This window comes from Streptomyces spiramenti, assembly GCF_012034385.1.
In the GTDB taxonomy this organism is placed as follows: Bacteria; Actinomycetota; Actinomycetes; order Streptomycetales; family Streptomycetaceae; genus Streptomyces; species Streptomyces spiramenti.
This window is the reverse complement of the sequence record NZ_JAAVJB010000414.1, coordinates 1-2,130: the sequence shown is the minus strand read 5'-3', so window position 1 is coordinate 2,130 and position 2,130 is coordinate 1. Positions and strand designations below refer to the sequence as shown.

General features: G+C 75.7%; 1 protein-coding gene and 1 pseudogene. Both read right to left on the bottom strand.

Annotated features, from left to right (window positions below):
• Nucleotides 1–13: 13 nt before the first annotated feature.
• A complete protein-coding gene (locus HCJ92_RS23785; protein ID WP_167935674.1) occupies nt 14–1,033 on the bottom strand; it encodes a glycoside hydrolase family 6 protein in 1,020 nt (339 codons plus the stop codon).
• Nucleotides 1,034–1,735: 702 nt separating this feature from the next.
• A pseudogene (locus HCJ92_RS23780) lies at nt 1,736–2,023 on the bottom strand (PucR family transcriptional regulator); the annotation flags it as partial.
• Nucleotides 2,024–2,130: the final 107 nt, after the last annotated feature.

The following is a 2,130-nucleotide window of genomic DNA, read 5'->3' as shown; positions in this document are numbered from 1 at the left end:
GGCCCGCCCCGGGTCAGCCGCCGGCCAGCTCGTACGCCTTGGCCGGGGAGAACGACCCGGCCGGGCCGTCGCAGCCGTCGAGTTCACCGGGGAGCTTGATCCAGAGGTAGGCGTCCACACCCGGAACACCGGGGTCGGTCGTGGGGGCATCGCCCACCAGCCGGCCGGGAGGGTCGCACCACTCGCTGCCCAGCGGGCCGTTGCCGTTGCGGCTGGTGTCGATCACCGCGCCGAGACCTCCCCCGAGCTCGGCGACGACCGCGGCTGCGTAGGCCGTCTCGTCCGCGGTGGTCCGGTAGTTGGAGATGTTGGTCGCGATCCCCGCCCCGTGTTCCAGGACTCCGGCCTCCACGAGTGTCGGCGCGATCTCGGCGGGAGCGTGCCAACCCGAGTGGCCGATGTCGTAGTAGACGCGGGCGGCGGGGTTGGCGGTGGTGACGGCCTCGGCGAGCCCGGCGAGTGCGGTGAGCCGCTCCGCGCGCTGCTGGTCGTTAAGACAGTCGATGAGCGGGATCGCGTCGGGTTCGAGCACCACCACGACCGGCTCGGAGCCCAGCCCGGCGGCGAACAGTTGGCTCCACTCCGTGTACGCCGCGAAGCTCGGCGCACCACCCCCGGAGTGGTTGCCGCAGTCACGGAACGGGATCATGTAGGGGACCACCACCGGCAGTTGGCCGACGGCTTCCGCCGCCGAGGTGATCTCCGCGACCCGTTCCGTGATCGTGTCGGGCTCGTACGCCCCGGCGAACCAGACTGCCTGCGGCTGGGACCCTATGCGTTCGGCGATCAGCGGCGCGCGGGGGTCGTCCGGGTTCTCGTCGAGCCAGACGTTGACCCCGGCCTCGGCGCGGTAGAGCTCGCTCGTGGCGGGGCGGTCGGCTGGGTCGGCATGGGACCCGGCGGGGGCGCCGGGCAGAGCGTTCCCGGGCGGCGCGTTCACGGGCGGCGTGGAGTCGGCGGGCGGTGCGGCGGGCGCGGCGGGTGCGACGGCGAGGCCGGCGACGAGGACCGCCCCGGCGAGTGTGGCGAGCATGCGCCCGCCACCGCCGGTCCGGTGCTCACGGGAGGGCCGGGGACGGCGGGCTGTGGGGGAGGGCGCGGTTCTGGGATTCTCCACGTGGTTCCCTTCTGACAGGGGAGCGCCGGTGCGTGGGGGGACGGGCACAGCAGAGTGGGAGCGCTCCCAGTCGCACGGTAGCCGCGGCCCGCGTTCGGGTGAAGCCCCCTTGCGCACGGCGCGCGTCGCGGCCGGCGTCCCGGGCGGCGGTGCGCCGGTGTCGCGTGGTGCATCGGTGGCGGTGCTCCGCGTCGCCTGCTGCGCGCGTGGCTCCGAGCTTCGTGGCCCCGAGGTCCGGGGCGACGGGGCCGGAGCAGGGACCGGCGGCGCGCCCCGACGGACGCGACCGGGGGGAGGAGCGGCATGGGGCGGCCCGGTGCCGGCATGGGGCGAGCCGTGACGGGAGAGGCGGGAGGGCGCGCCGCCCCGTGCCGGGTGCCGGACTTCTTGGCGGGGATGCCCCGAGCCCACCTCTTGCGCTACGGGCTCGGCTCCCGCCCCTCCCGCGCTCCGCCCCGTGCGGTGGGCCCGCGGCTCCCGCCCGCGCCGCCCCGCGGTCCACCGCAGAGATGGGAGGAGCGGGTGCACGCCCGGCCGCCCCACGCGCCGACCTCCGCTGTCCGTCACCTGTGGTACTCCCCGGGACGGATGGCCGGGCGCTGACGGAAAGGCCGGCTGCTACAACCGCGCGGCCTTCAGCGCCATGTGCAGCAGCAGGCGGTCGGCGCCGTCCGACAGGTCCAGCCCCGTGAGCTGCTCCACCCGGGAGAGCCGGTAGTACAGCGTCTGCCGGTGGACGCCCAGGGCCGCCGCTGTCCTACCGGCCTGGCCGGCATGGTCGAGGTAGCTCTCCACGGTGCGCGCCAACTCACGGTGGTCCGGTCGCAGCAGTGCGGCGACGGCTGGGTCGGGTTGCCTGCGCTCACCGGCCGCGAACGCGGTCAGGAGCCGGTACGGGCCGAACGCCCGCGTGCACCCGCCGCCGGGGCGTCGGGTGGGGCCCGCGGGGGCCGTGGCCGCGCCGCGCCGGAACGTTCCGAATGTTCATCTCGCGGGCGCTTGGAGGACACGGC